This window comes from Streptomyces sp. AC555_RSS877 (assembly GCF_019049245.1).
Lineage (GTDB): Bacteria > Actinomycetota > Actinomycetes > Streptomycetales > Streptomycetaceae > Streptomyces.
This window is the reverse complement of the sequence record NZ_JAGMUK010000005.1, coordinates 138,560-155,487: the sequence shown is the minus strand read 5'-3', so window position 1 is coordinate 155,487 and position 16,928 is coordinate 138,560. Positions and strand designations below refer to the sequence as shown.

Sequence of the window (16,928 nt, the reverse complement as noted above, 5' to 3'; positions counted from 1 at the left end):
CCAGGCCTGCGCCGGACATGAACAGGCGTCCGCGGAAATCCGTACGAACATACGAAGCCCGGAGTCATCCGGAGCCGTGGAATTCGGGAGCTGAGCTTCCCGTTAGCATGGACATCCGCACCGAGCAAGGCCATTTGGGGAAGGTGTCATGACTGCCAACGTCGACGGAGTGCCCGGAAAATTCGCGACCCTCGGGCTGACCTACGACGACGTGCTGCTGCTGCCGGGCCCGTCGGACATGGCACCCGACGAGATCGACACCGCCTCGTACGTCTCCAAGAACGTGCGGGTCAACATCCCGCTCCTGTCCGCCGCCATGGACAAGGTCACCGAGTCGCGCATGGCGATCGCGATGGCCCGCCAGGGCGGTGTCGGCGTTCTGCACCGCAACCTCTCCATCGAGGACCAGGCCAACCAGGTCGACCTGGTGAAGCGCTCCGAGTCCGGCATGGTGGCCGACCCGATCACGATCCACCCGGACGCCACGCTCGGCGAGGCCGACGCACTGTGCGCCAAGTTCCGCATCAGCGGCGTCCCGGTGACCGACGGCAACAAGAAGCTGCTCGGCATCGTCACCAACCGCGACATGGCCTTCGAGACCGACCGTACGCGCCGGGTGCGCGAGGTCATGACGCCGATGCCGCTGGTCACCGGCAAGGTCGGCATCTCCGGTGTCGAGGCCATGGAACTGCTGCGCAAGCACAAGATCGAGAAGCTTCCGCTGGTCGACGACGGCGGGATCCTCAAGGGCCTGATCACGGTCAAGGACTTCGTGAAGGCGGAGAAGTACCCGAACGCCGCGAAGGACGGCGAGGGCCGTCTGCTGGTCGGCGCCGCGGTCGGCGTGGCCGGTGACGCCTTCGAGCGAGCCCAGGCCCTGATCGAGGCGGGCGCCGACTTCATCGTCGTCGACACCGCCCACGGCCACTCCCGCCTGGTCGGCGACATGGTCGCCAAGATCAAGTCGAACTCGACCGGCGTCGACGTCATCGGCGGCAACATCGCCACCCGTGACGGTGCCAAGGCGCTCATCGACGCCGGTGTCGACGGCATCAAGGTCGGCGTCGGCCCCGGCTCCATCTGTACGACCCGTGTCGTCGCCGGCATCGGCGTCCCCCAGGTCACCGCCATCTACGAGGCCGCGCTCGCCGCCAAGGAGGCCGGCGTCCCGGTCATCGGCGACGGCGGCCTGCAGTACTCCGGCGACATCGCCAAGGCGCTGGTCGCGGGTGCCGACACGGTGATGCTCGGTTCGCTGCTCGCGGGCTGCGAGGAGTCGCCGGGCGAGCTGATGTTCATCAACGGCAAGCAGTTCAAGTCGTACCGCGGCATGGGGTCGCTCGGCGCCATGCAGTCCCGCGGCGACCGCAAGTCCTTCTCCAAGGACCGCTACTTCCAGGAGGGCGTCGCCTCCGACGAGCAGCTCGTCCCCGAGGGCATCGAGGGCCAGGTGCCCTACCGCGGCCCGCTCTCCTCGGTGGTCCACCAGCTGGTCGGCGGCCTGCGCCAGTCGATGTTCTACGTCGGCGGCCGGACCGTCCCCGAGCTCCAGGACAACGGCCGGTTCGTCCGGATCACCTCGGCGGGCCTCAAGGAGAGCCACCCGCACGACATCCAGATGACGGTCGAGGCACCGAACTACAGCCGCAGCAAGTGACCCGCACGCGCGCGTGAGGCAGGCAGGGGGCGGCTCCGGGGTATCCGGGGCCGCCCTTGTCGTACCCGTCGGCGATACTGGAAGACGCTGAAACGCATCAGGGAAAGGCCACACACGTGACTGAGATCGAGATCGGGCGCGGCAAGCGCGGCCGCCGGGCGTACGCCTTCGACGACATCGCCGTCGTCCCCAGCCGCCGTACGCGGGACCCGAAGGAGGTCTCGATCGCCTGGCAGATCGACGCCTACCGATTCGAGCTGCCCTTCCTGGCCGCCCCCATGGACTCGGTCGTCTCCCCGGCCACCGCGATCCGCATCGGTGAGCTCGGCGGACTCGGGGTGCTGAACCTCGAGGGCCTGTGGACGCGGCACGAGGACCCGCAGCCGCTGCTGGACGAGATCGTCGGCCTGCCGGTCGAGGCCGCGACCCGCCGCCTCCAGGAGATCTACGCCGCTCCCATCAAGGAAGAGCTGATCGGGCAGCGCCTCAAGGAGGTGCGCGACTCGGGCGTGGTCACCGCGGCGGCGCTCTCCCCGCAGCGCACCGCCGAGTTCTCCAAGGTGGTCGTGGACGCGGGCGTGGACATCTTCGTCATCCGCGGTACGACGGTCTCGGCGGAGCACGTCTCCGGTTCGCACGAGCCGCTGAACCTGAAGCAGTTCATCTACGAACTCGACGTCCCGGTGATCGTCGGCGGCTGCGCCACGTACACCGCGGCCCTGCACCTGATGCGCACCGGCGCGGCCGGCGTCCTGGTCGGCTTCGGCGGCGGCGCGGCGCACACCACGCGCAACGTGCTGGGCATCCAGGTCCCGATGGCGACGGCGGTCGCCGACGTGGCGGCGGCCCGCCGCGACTACATGGACGAGTCCGGCGGCCGGTACGTGCACGTGATCGCCGACGGCGGTGTCGGCTGGTCCGGCGACCTGCCCAAGGCCATCGCCTGCGGCGCCGACGCGGTGATGATGGGCTCCCCGCTGGCCCGCGCCACGGACGCACCCGGCAAGGGCCACCACTGGGGCATGGAGGCCGTCAACGAGGAACTGCCGCGCGGCAAGAAGGTCGACCTCGGCACGGTCGGCACCCTCGAGGAGGTCCTCGCGGGCCCGTCCCACACCCCGGACGGCTCGATGAACTTCTTCGGAGCGCTGCGGCGGGCGATGGCGACCACCGGGTACAGCGAGCTGAAGGAGTTCCAGCGGGTTGAGGTGACGGTGGCGGATTCGGTGCACCGGCGGTAGTTCGCGTAGTCCCCGTAGTACGTGAAGGGGCCGCCCACCATCAGGTGGGCGGCCCCTTCCGGGTACGGACCGGGTATGTACGCGGTACGTCGTTACGCGGCGGCCTTCTTGGCGCCGGAGAACGCGGCGAACGCGCCGACGCCGAGGAACACGAACGTCAGCACGTCGGCCTCCTCGCTCCAGCTCTTGGTCACCAGGTCGAAGTGGTCCGTGAAGATCGTCATCACGGACATGCCGCTCGCGTCGGCGCCGATCATGGCGATGCCGATGAGCTGGCCCGCGTAGACGGCCCCGAGGGACAGGACCGCGCTCACCACGGGCAGCACCGGGTGGGGGCCGCCGAGCTTGCCCGCAGCGAGGCCGATGAGGAAGCCGACGCCGACGGCCGCGTAGCCGATCTCGTACTCGGTGGCGCCGACGATGGCGCCGTAGATGCCGGCGGTGACCAGGGCCGCGACGACGGCGACGACCAGGCCGAGGGCGACGTTGCCGCGGGCCGGGGCGGGCGGCGCGGGGGCGAACGGGGCCGGGGCAGGCGGCATGGCGCCCGGCTGCTGGGCGTACGGGTTGCCCTCGGCGGGCTGCGGCGGTGGCGTTGGCTGGGTCATGACAGAAATCCCCCCATGTCCCTCGCGGGACCGATGAACGAGCGGTGTGGTGTGCGCACGAGAGTGCGACGGACTCGCGCACGCATGTGCGACGAGTCGCCGAACAGTAGCAGGCACCCCTGCCCGGTTCACCCGGAAATTCGCCCTCAGATTCGATGGGCCGCCCCGGTCGGCGTCGCCCCCCGCGTGTCCAGCAGCAGCTGGGCCTTCACCGACAGGCCCTGGAGGTCGTACGTGCGGTGGTTCTGGAGGAGGATCGTCAGGTCGGCCTCGGCGGCGGCCTCGTAGAGGGAGTCCGCGCGGGGGACCGGGCGGTCCAGGACGTTCCAGGACGGGATGTGCGGGTCGTGGTAGCTGACGGAGGCGCCGAGCTCCATGAGGCGGGTCGCGATCTCTCGGGCGGGCGTGGACTGCTGGTCGGCGAGGTCGGGCTTGTAGGTGACGCCGAGGAGGAGGACGCGGGCGCCGCGCGCCGACTTGCCGTGCTCGTTGAGGAGGGTGGCGGCGCGCTGGATGACGTAACGCGGCATCTGGTGGTTGACCTGCTGGGCGAGCTCGACCATGCGCAGGGTGCGGCCGGACTGGCCGGCGAGGTCCTGGGGGACGGCGTGGCCGCCGACGCCGGGGCCGGGGCGGAAGGCCTGGAAGCCGAACGGCTTGGTCTCCGCGCAGCGGATGACGTCCCAGAGGTCGACGCCCAAGTCGTGGCACAGGACGGCCATTTCGTTGACGAGGGCGATGTTGACGTGCCGGTAGTTGCTCTCCAGGAGCTGCACGGTCTCCGCTTCGCGCGGTCCACGCGCGCGTACCACCTTGTCCGTGAGACGGCCGTAGAAGGCGGCGGCGGACTCGGTGCAGGCGGGGGTGAGGCCGCCGATCACCTTGGGGGTGTTGGCGGGGGTGAAGTCGCGGTTGCCGGGGTCGACACGGCTGGGGGAGTAGGCGAGGTGGAAGTCGCGGCCCGCGCGCAGTCCGGAGCCCTCTTCGAGGAGGGGGCGCAGGAAGCCCTCCGTGGTGCCCGGGGGGACGGGCGACTCCAGGATGACCGTGGTGTGCGGGCGCAGGTGTGCGGCCAGGGTGCGGGCGGCCGCTTCCACCTGGCCGAGGTCGAGTCCGCCGTCCGCGCCCTGTGGGGTGGGGGCACAGATGACCGCGGTGCGCACCCGGCCGAGTTCGGCCGGGGAGGTGGTCGGCCGGAAGCCCCCCGAGAGCATCCGGCGGACTTCGGCGGGGCTGAGGGAGCCCGGCTCAGGGCCGGTGCGGTATCCGAGTGTGGGGATGCCGGCGGTGACGGCGGCCTGGGCCAGGGGCAGTCCGTAGGGGCCGAGTCCGATGACGGCGAGATCTGCGGGCATGGCGTGGACCGTCCTTCCCAGTAGCCGAAGCGGGACAGGTGTGCAAGCCCTGTGGACAGGATGGGCGAGCGCAATGTCAGACTAGGAGTAAATATGACCGATACGCGGGATTTATTACGTGTGTCTCCCTGTGGGTCCGTGAGCGTTGTTCCGCACGTCGTGAAGGTTGTCCACAGGCTGGGGCCACTGGTGGCTGAACTCGGGCAAGCCGGTCAGAATTTGGGCATGGGGGATACGAACCGGGCCACCCCTCCGGGGTGAGCCGGCACGACCGACAGCGGGAGGCAGCGGTGAGGACAGCGACACTGGGCCCGGCGCAACGCGCCGAGTCACTCGCATCAATGGCCGAGCGCGAGCTGGACGTGCTGGTGGCGGGCGCGGGAGTGGTCGGCGCGGGCACCGCGCTCGACGCCGTGACCAGGGGCCTGTCCGTGGGCCTGGTCGAGGCGCGCGACTGGGCCTCGGGCACGTCGAGCAGGTCCAGCAAGCTGGTCCACGGCGGCCTGCGCTATCTGGAGATGCTCGACTTCGCCCTCGTCCGCGAGGCGCTGAAGGAGCGCGGCCTGCTGCTGGAACGGCTCGCTCCGCATCTGGTGAAGCCGGTGCCGTTCCTGTACCCGCTCCAGCACAAGGGCTGGGAGCGGGTGTACGCCGGATCGGGTGTCGCTCTCTACGACGCCATGTCTATGGCCCGCGGTCACGGCCGGGGCCTGCCCCTGCACCGGCACCTGAGCCGCCGTCACGCGCTGCGGGTCGCGCCCGCCTTGAAGAAGGACGCGCTGGTCGGCGCGTTGCAGTACTACGACGCCCAGATGGACGACGCCCGCTTCGTGGCGACCCTGGTGCGTACGGCGGCCTCGTACGGCGCGAAGGTCGCCAACCGCGCGCGCGTGACCGGGTTCCTGCGCGAGGGCGAGCGCGTGGTCGGCGCCCGGGTGCAGGACGTCGAGGGCGGCGGGGAGTACGAGGTCCGCGCCAAGCAGATCGTGAACGCGACCGGGGTGTGGACCGACGACACCCAGGCGATGGTGGGGGAGCGCGGGCAGTTCCACGTCCGGGCGTCCAAGGGCATCCACCTGGTCGTGCCCAAGGACCGGATCACCTCATCGAGCGGCCTGATCCTGCGCACCGAGAAGTCCGTCCTGTTCGTCATCCCGTGGGGCCGCCACTGGATCATCGGTACGACGGACACCGACTGGGACCTCGACAAGGCCCACCCGGCCGCGTCCAGCGCCGACATCGACTATCTCCTCGAGCACGTCAACTCGGTGCTCTCGGTGCCGCTGACCAGGGACGACGTCCAGGGCGTGTACGCGGGTCTCAGGCCCCTGCTGGCCGGCGAGTCGGACGCCACCAGCAAGCTGTCGCGGGAGCACACCGTGGCGCATCCGGCGCCCGGGCTCGTCGTGGTCGCCGGCGGCAAGTACACGACGTACCGGGTGATGGCCAAGGACGCGGTGGACGAGGCGGTGCACGGGCTCGACATGCGGGTCGCCGAATGCGTGACGGAGGACGTCCCGCTGCTCGGCGCCGAGGGCTACCGGGCGCTGTGGAACGCGCGAGCGCGGATCGCCGCGCGGACGGGCCTTCACGTGGTGCGCGTGGAGCACCTGCTGAACCGGTACGGCACGATGGCGGAGGAGGTGCTCGACCTCATCGCCTCGGACACCTCGCTCGGCGAACCCCTCCACGCGGCCGACGACTATCTGCGCGCCGAGATCGTGTACGCCGCCTCGCACGAGGGTGCCCGGCACCTGGACGACGTCCTGACCCGGCGTACCCGCATCTCCATCGAGACCTTCGACCGGGGCACCCGCAGCGCCCATGAGGCCGCCGAGCTGATGGCGCCGGTGCTCGGCTGGGAGAAGGACCAGATCGAACGCGAGGTCCAGCACTACGAGAAGCGGGTGGAGGCGGAGCGGGAGTCGCAGCGGCAGCCGGACGACCTGACGGCGGACGCGGCGCGGCTGGGGGCGCCGGACATCGTGCCGTTGTAGGGCGTTCGGGGCGTGCCGCGCATCCGGTGGCCGTGGCGTGTGCCGCCGCGAGCCGCCGAGCTCGGGAGCGCCCGCGAGCCGCGGCCGCGAGCCGTGGCCCCGCCGCCGGGCGCCGGGCGCTGGTGGTGGTGGGCGAGCGTCACTCGAACGAGTGTCGCGAATCGGGATCTTCGTTCGGAACCCGGCCGTTCTACGGGGTGCGGGGGCAGAACTCGGCAGCGAGCAGCCGGGGTTCGAGGCCGGGATCTGCAACCGCCGTCGTGTTCACGCGGAAGGTGAGGACGCGGCGGCCGCCGACCGTGGCTGCGGTGCGCACGTAGCTGCCGGTGATGCGGCCGTTGTGCCCCCACACCGTGGTGCCGCACGGCAGCTTCACCGGGAACAGCCCCATGCCGTACGAGCCGTGTGCGGTGCGGGTGTCGAGCATCTCGCGCAGCCAGCGCGGGGGCAGGAGCCGTCCGCCGAGCAGGGCGGCGTAGAAGCGGTCCAGGTCGGCGAGCGTGGTCACCAGCTCGCCGGCGGCGCCGGCCACCCGCGGGTCGAGTTCGGTGACGTCGGTTCCGTCGGCGTCGTAGGCGCGGCCGTGCGGTGAGGGGAGCGTCGTGCGGGAGCCGGGGAAGGAGGTGCCCGTCAGATCCAGCGGAGCGATGATGCGGCGCTCGGCCTCGATGGCGTACGAGTGGCCGGTGACCTGCTCGACGACCAGGCCGAGCAGGATGTAGTTGGTGTTCGAGTACGAGTAGCGGCCGGGGTCGGCCGGGGGGTGGGTGAGCGCGATGCGTACGGCTTGAAGAGGGGCGACGGGGACGACGCCGCTGGTGTCCGCGGTGAAGTCGTACAGGCCGCTGGTGTGGGTGAGCAGGGCGCGCAGGGTCAGCGCGCGGCCGTCGTTGCCCGCTCCCCGCACCAGGCCGGGCAGGTGCTGCTCCACCGTGTCGGACAGTTTCAGCCGGTCTTCGGCGGCCAGTTGCAGGACGAGGGTCGCGATGAACGTCTTCGTGATGCTGCCGGCGCGGAAGTGGTCGGCGCGGGCTATGCCCGGACCGCTCCGGACATAGCGGGTGCCGGTCTCCTCGCGGGCCAGGAGGGCCGCGGCGGGGGTGCCACCCCGCTTGACCAGCAGCGGAAGGACCGCGTCCGTGGGCGGGGCCATCGGCGCCGAGGAGGCGGCGGGGACCAGGGCGAGGACTGCCAGGCACATGGGCACGGCCGACAGCGTCCGAAGCGGTGGCATCGCGCGGGTCCTCCCTTGTCGGGGCCCATCATGCAGGGCGGGGGACGGCGGCTTCACCGGGACCCCGCGCGGAGGGCTGCCGGTGCCGTCAGGGGCACCCTGGGCGTTGGGCACTTGTCGGGTGAGGGACAATGGAGGCTCTGTCAGGGCGGGTTGCATGAGGGGACGCATGTCGGAGGCGGAGCGGGCGGGCACATCCCGTCAAGACACTCGTCAGGACAACAGCGGGCGTCTTCTCGCCGGGCGGTACCGGCTGGGAGGTGTGCTCGGCCGCGGTGGCATGGGCACGGTGTGGCGTGCCGAGGACGAGACCCTGGGGCGGACGGTCGCCGTCAAGGAGCTGCGGTTCCCGACCAACATCGACGAGGACGAGAAGCGTCGGCTGATCACCCGCACGCTGCGCGAGGCCAAGGCCATCGCGCGGATCCGCAACAACAGCGCGGTGACGGTCTTCGACGTCGTCGACGAGGACGACCGGCCGTGGATCGTGATGGAGCTCGTCGAGGGCAAGTCACTCGCCGAGGTCATCCGGGAGGACGGCCTGCTGGAGCCCTGGCGGGCGGCGGAGGTCGGCCTTGCGGTCCTCGACGTGCTGCGGTCCGCACACCGCGAGGGCATCCTGCACCGTGACGTGAAGCCGTCGAACGTGCTGATCTCCGAGGACGGCCGGGTCGTGCTCACCGACTTCGGCATCGCCCAGGTCGAGGGCGACCCGTCCATCACCTCGACCGGCATGCTCGTCGGCGCGCCCTCCTACATCTCCCCGGAGCGGGCCCGCGGGCACAAGCCTGGACCGGCGGCCGACCTGTGGTCGCTGGGCGGGCTGCTGTACGCGTCGGTCGAGGGTGCTCCGCCGTACGACAAGGGGTCGGCGATCGCGACGCTGACCGCGGTGATGACCGAGCCGCTGGAGGAGCCGAAGAACGCGGGGCCGCTGAAGGACGTCATCTACGGACTGCTCAACAAGGACCCCGCCAAGCGGCTCGACGACGACGGCGCGCGAGCGATGCTCCAGGCCGTGATCCACGCGCCCGAGCCGAAGGCGGCCGAGCCGGAGCAGGCACCGGATGCGACGAAGGTCGTGCCGCTGCCCCCGCAGCCCGATGAGCGGGCGGACCGGGGCAAGCGGGGCGAGGAGGCCGGCGAGCGGTTCCGCGGGGCCTTGCGTTCCGTGCGGAAGGCCGCCGGGGCGGCGGGTGCCGCGGCTTCTTCCGCGGCCGCTTCCCGGACCAAGTCCGCTGCCGACCCGGCTGCTTCGAGTGCGGACGGCAAGGGGACCGCAGTGTCACCATCCGGTGGTGCGTCCGCTGCTGGGGGCGGTGGCCGTACGGCGGGCGCCGGGGCGGCCGGTGGTTCTAAGGGCGCGTCGGTTGCCGAAGGGGCCGGCTCGTCGGGGAAGGCCTCGTCGAGTGGGGCGGCGGGGGCCGGTTCGGGCTCCGGATCGGGATCGGGCTCGGCATCGGGATCGGCTTCCGGCGGGGTGCCCGGTCCTCGCGACCGGAGTGCTCAGGGCGCGAGCGCTGCTGCGAGTGGCGCGGGTGCCAACGCATCCACGGGTGGGCGCAGCTCCGGGTGGCCCGTGATGACGCCGCCGGATCTGCCGCCGAGGCCCGTGCCGAGGGCGCCGCTCACGGATGTCGTGCCGCGGCGGACGCTGGTCGTCATCGCGGTGGTCGTGGTGCTCGCCGTGATCGGCACCGTACTGGCCCTCACGCTCGGTGACGGCGGGGGTTCCGACGGGGCCGCGGGCAGTGGCGGCAAGGCGTCGGCCAGTGCCGGCGCGAGTGCCGGCACCAAGGAGGACGAGAGCGGCGGTACCCGTACCGACGGCTCGGGCACCGAGTCCGCGGCGGCCGGGTCCGGGAACACGTCGAGCGCCGAAGCGAGCGCGTCCGGAGGCAGTGGCTCGGGCGAGGGCTCCTCCGGTTCCGGTTCCGGCAACGCGCCGGAGACGACGCACAGGGGAAGCCAGGGGTACTCGATCGGGCTGCCCGCCGGGTGGAAGTTCCAGTCGACGGGATCGGCGGGGGACCGTTTCACCGGGCCGGACGGACAGAAACTGCTCGTGGCCTGGACGTCCACGCCGAAGGGTGACCCGGTGGCGGACTGGAAGAGCCAGGAACGGTACATGACACGCTCTCAGTACAAGAGGATCCGAATAGAGAAGGTGGACTACCGCGGCTGGAACACGGCCGACTGGGAGTTCACCTACTCGGAGAGCGGAACGACGTACCGGACGATCGACCGGGGCTTCGTCGTCAACGACCAACTCGGGTATGCGCTGATGTACACCGCGAAGGACGCCCAGTGGGACAGCGACCTGCGTGAGGGCACCTGGAAGACGCTGGCCGACACGTTCACACCGAAGTCGTGAGGCTGCGAGCGGCGTGATCGACATCTTGTTCGGTTTCTCGTTTGCGGCGTGAGATCTGGAATCCCCTCTTGGTGAGTTGCCTCCGGCACGTATCGTGAGTGCTTGCGGACCGTACGCAGCCGGGAAATTGGCGGAACGGGCCGCGAGGCGAACGGAATTGACCAACCGGGCGGCCGGGGGAGGCAACGTGGACGACTATGCGGGACGGGTACTCGCCGACCGCTACCGCCTGCCGCTGCCGCCCTCCGACGAGTACGAACTCACCGAGAGCCGGGCCTTCGACACCTACAGCGGGCAGGAAGTCCTGGTCAGGCAGGTGCCGTTGCCCGAGGTCGTCGAGGCGGAGGTGCTCGACGCGGAGGGGCTGCCGGAGGGATTCACGGCGCGGGATCCTCAGGGGCTCCGGACCCGTGGAGCGCGGCGGACCCCGGCGGGTTCGGCGGCGCGGCGGCCCACGGATCCGGCCGTACGACGGGCCGTCGAGGCCGCGCAGTCCGCGGCCCGGATTCCCGACCATCCTCGGCTCGACCAGGTCTTCGACGTGTTCGCCGACGGCGGTTCGCTGTGGATAGTGAGTGAGTTGGTGTCCGCGCGGCCACTGGCGGCGCTGCTCGCGGAGAAGCCGCTCACGCCGTACCGGGCGGCCGAGGTCGCCTCCGATGTCCTCATGGCGCTGCGAGTGCTGCACGCGCACGGCTGGGTGCACCGGAACATCACCGCACGCACGGTGCTCGTCTGCGACGACGGCCGTGTGATGCTGACCGGCCTCGCGGTCGGCGCGGCGGAGGAAGCGCTGTGCGGGTACGACCCGGTGCCGTCCGAACAGGCGGAATGGAACGCCGGGGGCGGGGAGTTCGGTGACGGGCCCGGGCCGGGAGGGCCTGGTGGACCTGGCGGGCCTCTGGGCGCTGAGGGTGGTGGGCGCACTGGTCGTGCCGGGACCGCTGGAGGAAACGGCGGCGTAGGCGGGCCTGGTGGAGGCGGTAGTGCCGCTGGGGTCCGTGGAGTTGGTGGCACCGGTGTGTCCGTCGGGCCCGGTGGTGGTCGTGGATTTGGTGGCGCCGTCCCGGTCGGGCCCGGCGGTGCGCGAGGCGCCGGCGGTACCGGCCTCGGTGCGGCGGATCCCGAGGCTGCTCGGCGGGCCGCCATCGAGGCGCGGGAGGCCGGAGGGCTTCCGGCTGCCGGGGCGGAGCCGGGGAGCGCGAACGAGGCAGGAGCTTCGGCCGCGGTTGCCCGGCGGGACGTCGACGGCGGTGCGGACGTCAGGGCGGCGCGGGCCGGGGCGATCGCCGCGTACCGGGCGGGGGCCCGGGCCGCGGCCCGGGTGCAGGAGGCGCAGCAGAGCGGCCGGGCGGCACTGCCCGGGGCCCGCCCCGCGCCCGAGGGTGACCCGGCCGCACACGCGAACGGTGCGCAGCAGTCGCCGTATCCCGGTGCGCAGGGTGGGCGGACGCCGTACCCCGCTGGGAACGGGGCGGCGCAGACGCCGTACCCCGGCGGGCACCGTGGGCGGGAGGCGTCCGGGGGTGTGCCCCCGGGGCAGATTGCCGACCCCTATGGCGTGCGTCCCGCGTCCTGGCATGGGGCCGCGCCGCGGGGCGTGGTCGGTGGGGTCACCCCGTCGCCCGGCGCGCCGGCCGGTGGTGTCCCGTCGGCGGGGCTTGGTGCGACCGCGGCCGGTGTTCCGGTCCCGTCGGCCGGCGGCGTCGCGGGCCCGGGTGCTCACGGCCCCTCAGCGCCCGCGCTTCCCGGTGCCTCCGGTGCGCCCACCGGCCGGTGGGACGACCTGGCCGCGAGGGCGCCCGTGCGGCGGGGGCCGACCACCGCGTTGGCTGCCGAGCGGGCTCGCCAGGCGCGGATGGCCGTGGTGGGACCGGTGACGGAGCGGTGGGCCCCGGAGCAGGCCGGGCCGGTGCACGAGAACTGGCAGTTGGCGGCGCCGATCGGGCCGCAGACCGACCTGTGGGCGCTCGGGGCGTTGCTGTTCAGGGCCGTACAGGGGCATGCGCCGTACCCGGAGGAGTCGACGGCCGAGCTGGTGCAGCTGGTGTGTGCGGAGCCGCCCGCGTTCGCCGAGGAGTGCGGGCCGCTCAGGCCGGTGGTCGAGTCGCTGCTGCGGCAGGACCCGACCGAGCGGCTGGACTTCGAGGAACTGCGCGGCTGGCTGCGCTCACTGGTGCGTTCGGCGCCCGAGCCGGAGGCCGGCGCGCACGTCGTGGCCGCGCCGCCCGCCGACAGGAGTCGCCTGCCCGTCGTACGCCGTCGGGGCGAGCTGGTGCGCAGGCGGCGGGCCGGGCTGCCCGCGACGAGTGCGCACGGGCGGCACAAACGGGCGCGGGAGCAGGCCCGTTCGCCGAGGAGTCTCGGGCGGACCCTGCTGGTGCTGATCCTGCTCGTGCTGGCCGGGGCGGTCGCGTACGCCATGTTCTTCATGCCCAAGGCGGACCCGGACGACCAGGGCGCCGGGGACCGGACCGGCACCGCCGGCGAGGTGAGCCAGGCGCCCGAGCAGTCCCCGGAGGCGAGCAGCGAGCCGCGGCCCGACCAGACCTCGCCCGGGCCGTCCCAGGGCAGTCCCTCGACGTCCGCGGGTTCCACCGAGCCGCAGACCGAAGGGCCCGAGGTCGCCGACGGCTTCACCCTGCGCAAGGACACGGAGGGCTTCCGGGTCGCCGTGGCCAACGGCTGGGAGCGCACGGCGGAGAACGGGCGCGGGCAGATCGTGTACGCACACGGCAACTTCGAGCTGATCGTCGTACCGGGGCGGGACAGCGCGGCCGAGGATGGCAGCGATCCCATGGTGTACCAGCGGGAGAAGGAGCCCGAGTTGCAGCCGTACCGCGACTCGAGCTGGGCCACCGCGACCGGGCTGAAGACGATCCAGGTGGGCGGTCGGACCATGGCCGAGGGACAGTTCACCTGGACCGGCGACGACGGGCGCGAGCTGTTCGTGCGCAATCTGGCGCTGCTGATCGACGGGAAGTACCACGTGGTGCAGGTGCGTGGCCCGGAGGCGGAGCGGGACGAGGTGACGCGGTTGTACGAGCAGGCGGCGCAGACCTATCAGGTCACCGGCTGAATTCCGGGCCGGAAGCGGCGGCCGGCGGACGCCTCCGGCTGCTCGTTGGTTTACTTTCGCCTCTCGAAGCGACAACCGTCACAGTGCGGTCTCCTTGGTGCTCCCCTGGTTCCTTTCGGTACCGGCGGGTCCTTAGTCTGACCCTGTCAAGAGCATTGCGGGGCAACGTGAATCAGATGCAGGGCCAGCTCGTCGCGGGGCGCTACCGGCTCGCCGACCCGATCGGCAGGGGCGGCATGGGCCGGGTCTGGCGCGCCCACGACGAGGTGCTGCACCGGGCCGTCGCGATCAAGGAGCTCACCGCCGCGCTCTACGTCTCCGAGAGCGACCGGACGGTCCTTCTCGCCCGCACCCGGGCGGAGGCGCGCGCGGCCGCCCGGATCAACCACTCCGCCGTCGTCACCGTGCACGACGTGCTCGACCACGACGGCCGGCCGTGGATCGTGATGGAGCTGGTCGAGGGCCACTCGCTGGCCGACGCGGTCAAGGAACAGGGGAGGGTGGAGCCGACGGAGGCCGCCCGCATCGGCCTGTGGGTGCTGCGCGCGCTGCGCGCCGCGCACGCCGCCGGCGTCCTGCACCGTGACGTGAAGCCCGGCAACGTCCTGCTCGGCCGCGACGGCCGCGTCCTGCTCACCGACTTCGGCATCGCGCAGGTGGAGGGCGACACCGCCATCACCCGTACCGGCGAGATCGTCGGCTCGGTCGACTACCTCGCCCCCGAGCGGATCCGCGGCCACGACCCGGGAGCCTCCTCCGACCTGTGGGCGCTCGGCGCCACGCTGTACACGGCGGTCGAGGGCAGATCGCCGTTCCGCCGCACCACGCCTCTGACCACCATGCAGGCCGTCGTCGACGAGGAGCCCACCGAGCCGCAGTACGCCGGCCCGCTCGGGCCGGTCATCGCCGCCCTGCTGCACAAGGACCCAGCCCTGCGGCCCGACATGGCCGAGGCCGAGCAGATGCTCGCCGAGGCGGCGGAGGGGCGGCGGCCGAGCGCTGCGCAGGCGTACGTGCCGACGCAGCACGTGGGGGTCGAGTCCGGGTCCCGGGACGGGACGGGGCCCCACACCGGGGCCGGAACCGGCCTCCGCACGGGGGCGGGCGTCGGGGGGTACGGCGGGACGCACCGCGGTCCGCGAGGTGGGGTCCACGGTGGTGCGCAAGGTGGGGCCCATCGTGGGGGGCACAGCGGTGCGCAAGGTCAGGCGCACGGTGGTGCGCGCAGTGGGGTGGGTACGCCGGTCACCGGGACGCCGTATCCCCCTGTGACGGGGGCGACCAGTGTGACGCCCGTCGGCGGACCGGCGCACCCTGCCGCCGTCGCCGCGCCGGCGGGCCCGCCCGGGCGCCGTCGGCTGCGTACCCTCGCCCTTGTCGTCGCCCTCGCCGCGATCATCGGTGGAGGTACGGCGGTGTGGGTGCAGGGATGGGACGAGGGACGGCGGCAGGCGGCCGACGCCGGGGCGTCCGCCTTGCCGAGCCGCACGGGTGCGCCGACCTGGGTCTCCGTCGACGACCCCGCGGGCTTCAGCCTCTCTCTGCCCAGGGGCTGGAAGCGGTCGGTCTACAGCAGCGAGGGCGGCATCGAGCAGATCGACTACTCACCCGACGGCGGCGAGCACTTCGTCCGCATCGCCGTCGACGAATCGCCGGACTTCGGCGACCCGTACGCCCACCAGCTCGACCTGGAGGAGCAACTCCGACGGCTGGTCGACTACGACCGGGTGAGGCTGGAGAGGAACGTCTACCGCGACCGCGACGGCTCCCTGTGGGAGTACACGTGGACCGCGCAGGCCAAGGACGCGCCGCCGTCCCCCGGTCCGCGCCGCGCCATCGAGGAGACGTACCGCGCTCGGGACGGCGTCGAGTACGCCATCTACATGTCGTCGCCGATCGAGAGCTGGGCGAAGACGCGCAAGCAGTTCACTGCGGTACTGCAGGGGTGGCAGCCGGGGACCGGCTGACACGCGCCCCCCGGGAATGGCCGGTCGCGGACCCGGAGGGGGTTCGTCCGGTGCGGCATCATGAGGCGCATGGGGACCGAGGGGGACAACGTCCGTGTGATCGCGGGTCGTTACCGGCTCGAGGAGCGGCTCGGGCGCGGTGGCATGGGGGTCGTCTGGCGGGCGACCGACCAGTTGCTCGGCCGGCAGGTCGCGGTCAAGGAACTTCCCCTGGACGACACGCTCTCCGCGGACGAGGCCCGTCGGCAGCGCGAACGCACCCTGCGCGAGGCGCGTGCGGTCGCCCAGTTGAGCCATCCGCACATCATCGTCGTCCACGACGTGGTCGAGGACGGTGAACGCCCTTATATCGTCATGGAGTTGATCCACGGCGGCTCGCTGGCCGACCGGATAGCGGAACGCGGCCCGATCGACGCCGTCGAGGCCGCCCGGATCGGCCTCGCCCTGTTGGGCGCGCTGCGGGCGGCGCACGCGGCAGGGGTCCTGCACCGTGACATCAAGCCGGCGAATGTCCTGCTGGAGGAGAACGGCGCCGGCGGGAACGGCATGAGCATCACCAACGGCCTTGACGGCACCGGCCACCCCAACGGCATCGGCCGGGGCAACGGCACCCCGAACAGCAACGGCACCGACCGCGACGGTTTCGACCGCGTCGGCCCCGGCCGTGTCGTTCTCACCGACTTCGGCGTCGCCCAGGTCGCCGGGGCCTCCACGCTCACCGAGAGCGGGGCCTTCGTGGGCTCGCCCGAGTACACCGCGCCCGAGAGGATGTCCGGGGCGGTGACCGGGCCCGCCTCCGACCTCTGGTCGCTGGGCGCGCTGCTGTGCACCGCGCTGAGCGGCGAATCGCCGTTCCGGCGCGACTCGTTGGGCGGCATCCTGCACGCGGTCGTCTCCGCGGAGATACGGCCGCCCGCGCAGGCCGCGCCGATCCTGCCCGTCGTCCAGGGCCTGCTCGAACGCGATCCCGGGCGGCGGCTCGACGCGGGGGAGGCGGAGCGGATGCTGCTCGTCTTCCTGGAGACGGGTCGCGCGACGAAACGATTCGGCACAGAGGAGCGCCACGCGTACTCCAGACGCAGCGTGCTGGTCGCCGCGCTGCTGGTCACCGCGATGGCGGGGGCGGGCGTGTCGGCGGCGGCCCTGCTGATGGACCGGGAGGGCGGCGGGGGCGTGGTGCCGGTGCCCACTAGTTCGGCGCCGCCCTCTAGCGGTGCGTCGGGTTCCCCGAGTTCCCCGAGTTCCCCGAGTGCGCCGCGTACGTCTGGGACGTCGAGTACGCCCCCCTCGTCCAGCCCTTCCGCCGGCCTCTCCGCCTCCGCCTCCTCCTCCGCCCCCACGAACCGCGAATAAAGGGCAGATAAGCGGCAACCTGAGTCACGGGTCTGTGACCGGAAAGCGCCAGAGGTGGAAGCG

The 16,928-nt window shown here is 72.2% G+C and carries 10 protein-coding genes; 7 read left to right on the top strand and 3 right to left on the bottom strand.

The genetic code is table 11. The annotated features are described in order from the left end of the window. The first annotated feature begins 148 nt into the window (after positions 1–148). Both guaB and KUM49_RS03545 read left to right on the top strand, forming a co-directional pair. A complete protein-coding gene (gene guaB / locus KUM49_RS03550; RefSeq protein WP_217235176.1) occupies positions 149–1,657 on the top strand; it encodes an IMP dehydrogenase in 1,509 nt (502 codons plus the stop codon). Positions 1,658–1,773: 116 nt separating this feature from the next. Continuing rightward, positions 1,774–2,898 (top strand): GuaB3 family IMP dehydrogenase-related protein, encoded by a 1,125-nt coding sequence (locus KUM49_RS03545; protein ID WP_217235175.1) that lies wholly within the window; start codon positions 1,774–1,776, stop codon positions 2,896–2,898. Between the two features lie 92 nt (positions 2,899–2,990). On the opposite strand, the gene KUM49_RS03540 is transcribed toward KUM49_RS03545, so the two are convergent. Then, the gene (locus KUM49_RS03540; protein WP_217235174.1) at positions 2,991–3,506 is read right to left on the bottom strand and encodes a hypothetical protein; all 516 of its coding nucleotides are present in this window, start codon (positions 3,504–3,506) and stop codon (positions 2,991–2,993) included. Between the two features lie 146 nt (positions 3,507–3,652). Beyond that, entirely contained in the window at positions 3,653–4,861 is a 1,209-nt protein-coding gene (locus KUM49_RS03535) for a nucleotide sugar dehydrogenase (protein ID WP_217235173.1), read from the bottom strand. Positions 4,862–5,151: 290 nt separating this feature from the next. Between KUM49_RS03535 and KUM49_RS03530 the strand changes: the two genes are divergently transcribed. Then, entirely contained in the window at positions 5,152–6,858 is a 1,707-nt protein-coding gene (locus KUM49_RS03530) for a glycerol-3-phosphate dehydrogenase/oxidase (protein WP_217235172.1), read from the top strand. A 190-nt stretch (positions 6,859–7,048) separates the two neighbouring features. Here KUM49_RS03530 and KUM49_RS03525 read toward each other — a convergent pair whose 3' ends face one another. After that, positions 7,049–8,092, bottom strand: coding sequence for a serine hydrolase (locus tag KUM49_RS03525; protein ID WP_217235171.1), 1,044 nt, complete (start codon positions 8,090–8,092; stop codon positions 7,049–7,051). Between the two features lie 169 nt (positions 8,093–8,261). Here KUM49_RS03525 and KUM49_RS03520 point away from each other — a divergent pair, with 169 nt between their 5' ends. The 4 genes from KUM49_RS03520 (at position 8,262) to KUM49_RS03505 (ending at position 16,865) form a co-directional block, all read left to right on the top strand. Beyond that, complete coding sequence (locus KUM49_RS03520; protein ID WP_217235234.1) at positions 8,262–10,466, top strand: serine/threonine-protein kinase; 2,205 nt, start codon at positions 8,262–8,264, stop codon at positions 10,464–10,466. A gap of 187 nt (positions 10,467–10,653) precedes the next feature. After that, positions 10,654–13,545: a protein kinase gene (locus KUM49_RS03515; RefSeq protein WP_308406535.1), complete on the top strand. Its 2,892-nt coding sequence runs from the start codon at positions 10,654–10,656 to the stop codon at positions 13,543–13,545. Between the two features lie 176 nt (positions 13,546–13,721). Beyond that, complete coding sequence (locus KUM49_RS03510) at positions 13,722–15,512, top strand: serine/threonine-protein kinase (RefSeq protein ID WP_217235169.1); 1,791 nt, start codon at positions 13,722–13,724, stop codon at positions 15,510–15,512. 69 nt (positions 15,513–15,581) lie between these two features. Then, positions 15,582–16,865, top strand: coding sequence for a serine/threonine-protein kinase (locus KUM49_RS03505; protein ID WP_217235168.1), 1,284 nt, complete (start codon positions 15,582–15,584; stop codon positions 16,863–16,865). The last annotated feature ends 63 nt before the right edge of the window (positions 16,866–16,928 follow it).